Source organism: Serratia sp. PGPR-27 (assembly GCF_022678525.1).
GTDB classification, from domain to species: Bacteria; Pseudomonadota; Gammaproteobacteria; order Enterobacterales; family Enterobacteriaceae; genus Serratia; species Serratia nematodiphila.
In genome coordinates, this window is the sequence record NZ_JALBYS010000072.1 from 1 (window position 1) to 5,384 (window position 5,384).

General features: G+C 52.0%; 5 protein-coding genes, 4 tRNA genes and 1 other RNA gene. 8 read left to right on the forward strand and 2 right to left on the reverse strand.

The window, feature by feature from the left end; translation table 11 throughout:
• The first annotated feature begins 420 nt into the window (after nucleotides 1–420).
• Together murB and birA are read left to right on the forward strand one after the other, a co-directional pair.
• Complete coding sequence (gene murB / locus MMS95_RS23915; RefSeq protein WP_021505410.1) at nucleotides 421–1,458, forward strand: UDP-N-acetylmuramate dehydrogenase; 1,038 nt, start codon at nucleotides 421–423, stop codon at nucleotides 1,456–1,458.
• The gene (gene birA, locus MMS95_RS23920) at nucleotides 1,455–2,417 is read left to right on the forward strand and encodes a bifunctional biotin--[acetyl-CoA-carboxylase] ligase/biotin operon repressor BirA (protein WP_004929427.1); all 963 of its coding nucleotides are present in this window, start codon (nucleotides 1,455–1,457) and stop codon (nucleotides 2,415–2,417) included. The genes murB and birA overlap by 4 nt, the downstream gene beginning before the upstream one ends.
• Nucleotides 2,418–2,465: 48 nt before the next feature.
• On the opposite strand, the gene coaA is transcribed toward birA, so the two are convergent.
• Both coaA and MMS95_RS23930 read right to left on the reverse strand, forming a co-directional pair.
• The gene (gene coaA, locus MMS95_RS23925) at nucleotides 2,466–3,416 is read right to left on the reverse strand and encodes a type I pantothenate kinase (protein ID WP_025304936.1); all 951 of its coding nucleotides are present in this window, start codon (nucleotides 3,414–3,416) and stop codon (nucleotides 2,466–2,468) included.
• 219 nt (nucleotides 3,417–3,635) lie between these two features.
• Nucleotides 3,636–4,184: a GNAT family N-acetyltransferase gene (locus tag MMS95_RS23930; RefSeq protein WP_085337720.1), complete on the reverse strand. Its 549-nt coding sequence runs from the start codon at nucleotides 4,182–4,184 to the stop codon at nucleotides 3,636–3,638.
• A 396-nt stretch (nucleotides 4,185–4,580) separates the two neighbouring features.
• Between MMS95_RS23930 and MMS95_RS23935 the strand changes: the two genes are divergently transcribed.
• The 6 genes from MMS95_RS23935 to MMS95_RS23960 form a co-directional block, all read left to right on the forward strand.
• Nucleotides 4,581–4,656, forward strand: a tRNA-Thr gene (locus tag MMS95_RS23935).
• A 25-nt stretch (nucleotides 4,657–4,681) separates the two neighbouring features.
• A tRNA-Tyr gene (locus tag MMS95_RS23940) sits at nucleotides 4,682–4,766 on the forward strand.
• 46 nt (nucleotides 4,767–4,812) lie between these two features.
• Nucleotides 4,813–4,928, forward strand: a non-coding RNA gene (locus MMS95_RS23945) — RtT sRNA.
• A 36-nt stretch (nucleotides 4,929–4,964) separates the two neighbouring features.
• Nucleotides 4,965–5,039, forward strand: a tRNA-Gly gene (locus tag MMS95_RS23950).
• 6 nt (nucleotides 5,040–5,045) lie between these two features.
• Nucleotides 5,046–5,121: transfer RNA gene (locus MMS95_RS23955), tRNA-Thr, on the forward strand.
• Between the two features lie 109 nt (nucleotides 5,122–5,230).
• Nucleotides 5,231–5,384 (forward strand): GTP-binding protein (locus tag MMS95_RS23960; protein WP_004200661.1); only part of this gene is annotated, 154 nt, incomplete at its 3' end.

Below are 5,384 nucleotides of genomic sequence, written 5' to 3' on the forward strand. Positions count from 1 at the left end.
TAGTGTGGGGTCTCCCCATGCGAGAGTAGGACACTGCCAGGCATCAAATAAAGCCAAAAGCCCTGAACTAACGTTCAGGGCTTTTGGCTATGCGTAAAATAAATATCCTGACAGTATCTATTACTTTGAAAAATGCCTTTTTGGGCATATGTAGCTTATCCTTATAAGGAGGCATAATGTTTCTTTGCTAGGGAAATAGCCAGCTAAATATATAATTGATAGTTCCAGATTATTATTTAAATAATAAAAATATCTATCTATGAACAGACTGATGAGAATTATCCGGTTATATCAAAGATAAATCTTAATTCTTCAGTGTATTAGTCGATAAATTTCACGTTAATTAAAACAAATATTAGCCAGACGCCTCGAATCGAGTAGACTAGTCGGAAGATTATTTCCGTATAGGTACTGAACGTTATGTCTACTGAAAGCGCGTCTTTAAAAAACCACAATACGTTTGCGCTCCCGGTCAACGCAGCGCACCTGATCATGGCCGATAGAATTGAGCTGATGCTCAAGGTGTGGCAACAAACGCGCAAGCGTCAGGAGCCGTTGCTGATTCTCGGTGAAGGTAGCAACGTGCTGTTCCTGGAGGATTTTTCTGGCACAGTAATGGTCAATCAGTTGAAGGGTATTGATGTTCGGGAAGATAACGATGCCTGGTATCTCCACGTCAGTTCCGGTGAAAATTGGCATGACCTGGTGCAATATACGCTGCAGGCCGGGATCTGCGGTCTGGAAAACCTGGCGTTGATTCCTGGATTGGCCGGTTCTGCCCCTATCCAGAACATCGGCGCCTACGGCGTCGAATTGAAAGACGTCTGCGAGTATGTCGATCTGCTGGACTTCTCTACCGGCGCTATCGATCGTATTCCGGCTGCCGAGTGTGGTTTTGGCTACCGGGAAAGTATTTTCAAACACCGTTTCCAGACCGGACATGTCATTGTCGGGCTGGGTCTGCGTCTCAACAAACAGTGGCAACCCAAATTGAGCTACGGCGATCTGGCCAAGCTGGATCCTGCCACGGTGACGCCGCTTCAGGTATTTGAATCCGTATGCGCCATGCGCCGCAGCAAGCTGCCCGATCCACGTGAAACCGGCAATGCCGGCAGCTTCTTCAAGAATCCGCTGGTGAACGCAGAGAAAGCCGCAGAACTCATCGCTCAATATCCCGCTATGCCGCATTATCCACAGCAGGATGGCCAGGTGAAGCTGGCCGCCGGATGGCTTATCGATCAATGCGAACTGAAAGGATATCGTATCGGTGGCGCTGCGGTACATCGCCAACAAGCGCTGGTGTTGGTGAACATCGCCAACGCCCACAGTCAGGATGTGGTGGCGTTGGCGCGCCACGTACGCAAGACGGTGGCTGATAAATTCGGCGTGTGGCTGGAACCTGAGGTGCGCTTTATTGGCGCGACCGGTGAACTGAATGCCGTGGCGGTGCTGTCATGAAAGATACCAAGGTGCCGTTAAAACTGATCGCGCTGCTCGCTGACGGCGAATTCCATTCCGGTGAACACCTCGGTGAGTCACTGGGCATGAGTCGCGCGGCGATCAATAAGCATATTCAGACCATTCGCGAATGGGGACTGGATGTCTTTACCGTGCCCGGAAAAGGCTATAGCCTGCCTGGCGCCATCCAGCTGTTGGAAGCCAAGCGAATCCTCAGCCTGCTGGAAGACAAGCGTGTAAGCGTGTTGCCGGTGGTCGATTCCACCAACCAATACTTGCTGGACCGCATCGACGAATTGCACTCTGGTGATGCCTGCGTCGCTGAATACCAACAGGCAGGACGAGGGCGCCGCGGGCGGCAGTGGATCTCGCCATTCGGCGCTAATTTATATCTGTCGATGTTCTGGCGACTGGAGCAGGGGCCGGCAGCGGCTATGGGGCTTAGCCTGGTGATCGGGATGGTGATGGCGGAGGTCTTGCAGCGTCTCGGTGCGGCTGATGTGCGCGTGAAGTGGCCTAACGATCTTTATCTGAACGATCGTAAATTGGCGGGGATCCTGGTCGAACTGACGGGAAAAACCGGCGATGCGGCCCAACTGGTCATCGGCGCCGGCATCAACCTGGCGATGCGTGATACCAATGCCAGCGCCATTACTCAGGGATGGATTAACCTACAGGAAGCGGGAATTCAGATCGATCGCAATGAACTGGCTGCAACCTTGCTTAATGAACTGCGTCAGTCATTGAAACAGTTTGAGATAGACGGACTCGCGCCCTTTATCGGTCGCTGGCGTACGCTGGATAACTTTATCGACAGGCCGGTCAAGCTGCTGATTGGCGAGCGGCAGATTGTGGGTATCGCCCGAGGAATCGATTCACAGGGCGCACTGCTGCTGGAACAGGACGGGGAGATCAAGCCCTTCATCGGTGGCGAGATATCGCTGCGCAGCGCGGAATAGTGAGAAAAGACAAGGGGACAGTAATGTCCCCTGAATCGATCGGTAGGCTTACTTTCTTAAACGCACGCTTTCAACGGCGTGGTTAGCGCTTTTGGTCATTATCAGGCTGGCGCGTTCACGGGTGGGCAGTATATTCTGCTGCAAATTCAATCCGTTAATTTCATTCCATAATTGCGTGGCGATATTAATCGCCTCCGGTTCCGGCAATTTTGAATAATTATGGAAATAAGAATCGGGATTGGAAAATGCGCCCTGGCGGAATTTCAGAAAACGATTGATATACCAGCTTTGCAATAGCGTCTCCGGCGCATCGACATATATAGAGAAGTCGACAAAGTCGGAAACGAATACGCGATGCGGATCGTGAGGATAATCCATACCGCTTTGCAATACGTTAAGCCCTTCCAGGATCAGAATATCCGGTTGCTCGATGACTTTATTACCTTCGGGCACAACGTCATAGATCAAATGAGAATAAACCGGAGCGGTGACGCGTTTGGCGCCGGATTTCACTTCCGACACGAATTTCACCAGGCTATGCATATCGTAAGACTGCGGGAAGCCTTTTTTCTTCATCAGGCCGCGTTCGTTCAGCACCTTATTAGGGTGCAAGAAGCCGTCGGTCGTGATCAACTCAACGCTGCGGTGTTCTGGCCAACGGCTCAACAACGCCTGCAACAGACGTGCGGTTGTGCTCTTACCTACGGCTACGCTGCCGGCGATGCCGATGACATAGGGAATCTTTTGCCCGTCGGTGCCGAGGAATTGCTCGAGCACCGCCTGCCTACGCAGGTTGGAACTGATATAGAAGTTCAACAGCCGTGACAGCGGCAGATAAATCTGCGCAACTTCTTCCAACGAGAGATCTTCGTTAATCCCTTTCAGTTTAACGATCTCTTCTTCCGACAACGTCAGCGGCACCGAATCTCGCAACGCAGCCCATTGGGTACGATCGAACTGTAGGTAAGGCGTTGCTAAAGATTGATCTCTTTTTATCATAAGCCAAATTCTGCCTGTTAACGCAGGTTGGGAAAGGCGCCGGACGCCAACTCCAGAGAATAAACAAGCTGCATATTATAGACAGCTTCGTTTTTGGCGTAGACTTTTTTCGCAAAAGTTGTCGATAGGCAGCAGTTTATGTCAATTGTGCGAAGCGGCGCGCAGTTGATAAAGCGGGGTTACAAGGCGGTATCATCAGAGCCGGATACCGCCTGAAGACTAACTGGCGATGGCGCGCGAAGGCTGACTGACGGTGAACAGACGTTTGTAATAAATGACGGTCGGATGGTAATGCCCATCGGGGCCCGCTGCATAATCCGGCAGCTCACCCAAACAGCGATAACCCAGGCTGCGATAAAGCGCTTCTGCCGCCGAACCGGCCTGCGTATCCAGATACAATAGCCCGCGTTGCTGCTGCAGTGCCGCGTACTCCAGCGTCTTCATCAGAGCCTGACCTACGCCGTTGCGGCGAGCACGGCTATGCACCAACAGCTTCACTACCTCCGCACGATTACGGCCGTTCGGCTTCTGGCAAAGCTCAAGTTGCACGGTGCCAACGACGCCGCGATCGTCACGGGCAATCCACAGCAGCAGCTCGCCTTTGGCCAGGGCCGGTCGCAGACTGTGGAAGTAGCTCTCGGCGTCTTCGTGAGGAATTAAGGTGTCGTAACCGACAGAAGCGCCGTGCGTGACGGCATCGGTCAACAGGCGGGCCAATTCATCGCGGTAAATCGGCAACGTAGCGGCGTTGATAGGCACTATTTTCATCGGTCATTCCTCCTGGGATGGGGGTAATGAAGAGAAGCAATAACTGAGCCACAGCGGCGAAAGGCATAGCAACGGCAAAAGGGCGAGGGATCAGTGTAGCCCACGCCGCAGTTCGGGGCAGGTATCCCCTTTTTGGTGCATCGATCCCGCTCACAGTTTACCATCGCGGGTTAAGTGTTTTGAGAAGCCCGACACGGAGAAAGCGGCGCTCAAGGCTTGCAAAAAGTGGATAAAATTGTAGAGAATGATTGCCGCGAGTGATGAATGTTTGCACGCCGCAGGCTGCAAATTGCATGACAGTATGCAAAATTGACTGATTTATGAGCGAAAGTGCGCGTAAAGCAATTTTTTTGTTGCATAGGTCGCCCGCTCTACCTAGAATGCGCTGCACTTGATGCCGGCTTAGCTCAGTAGGTAGAGCAACTGACTTGTAATCAGTAGGTCACCAGTTCGATTCCGGTAGCCGGCACCATTCAAGTCACAAGTAGTTAAAATCTGGTGGGGTTCCCGAGCGGCCAAAGGGAGCAGACTGTAAATCTGCCGTCACAGACTTCGAAGGTTCGAATCCTTCCCCCACCACCAAATCTTGCCTTCGGCGATTAACTGAGATGCGATAAATACCGCAACGGTTGATGGCGGGAGGAGAGGGCGAAAGCCTTCGGCAAGGTTCGAGCTGTGCAGCGCAAGGCGCAGCCGGCCCGAAGGATGCGAGCCGAGTGATGAACAATCCTGCTCCATCCCAAAATTCTACAGAAAAATCAGGTAGCCGAGTTCCAGGATGCGGGCATCGTATAATGGCTATTACCTCAGCCTTCCAAGCTGATGATGTGGGTTCGATTCCCACTGCCCGCTCCAAGATGTGCTGATATAGCTCAGTTGGTAGAGCGCACCCTTGGTAAGGGTGAGGTCGGCAGTTCGAATCTGCCTATCAGCACCACTTCTTAATTTCTCGCCCCCTGATTTTCTTTCTGTTCTGGATTCAACGAGCAAATGCTTGGTTGATGTGGTGATACCACCGATTTATCCGTGTCTTAGAGGGACAATCGATGTCTAAAGAAAAGTTTGAACGTACAAAACCGCACGTTAACGTCGGTACTATCGGCCACGTTGACCACGGTAAAACTACCCTGACTGCAGCGATCACTACCGTACTGGCTAAAACCTACGGCGGTTCTGCACGTGCTTTCGACCAGATCGATA

Coding starts and splice junctions, on each gene's coding strand:
- murB (WP_021505410.1), top strand. CDS start 421: ATGTCTACTGAAAGCGCGTCTTTAAAAAACCACAATACGTTTGCGCTC.
- birA (WP_004929427.1), top strand. CDS start 1,455: ATGAAAGATACCAAGGTGCCGTTAAAACTGATCGCGCTGCTCGCTGAC.
- coaA (WP_025304936.1), bottom strand. CDS start 3,416: ATGATAAAAAGAGATCAATCTTTAGCAACGCCTTACCTACAGTTCGAT.
- MMS95_RS23930 (WP_085337720.1), bottom strand. CDS start 4,184: ATGAAAATAGTGCCTATCAACGCCGCTACGTTGCCGATTTACCGCGAT.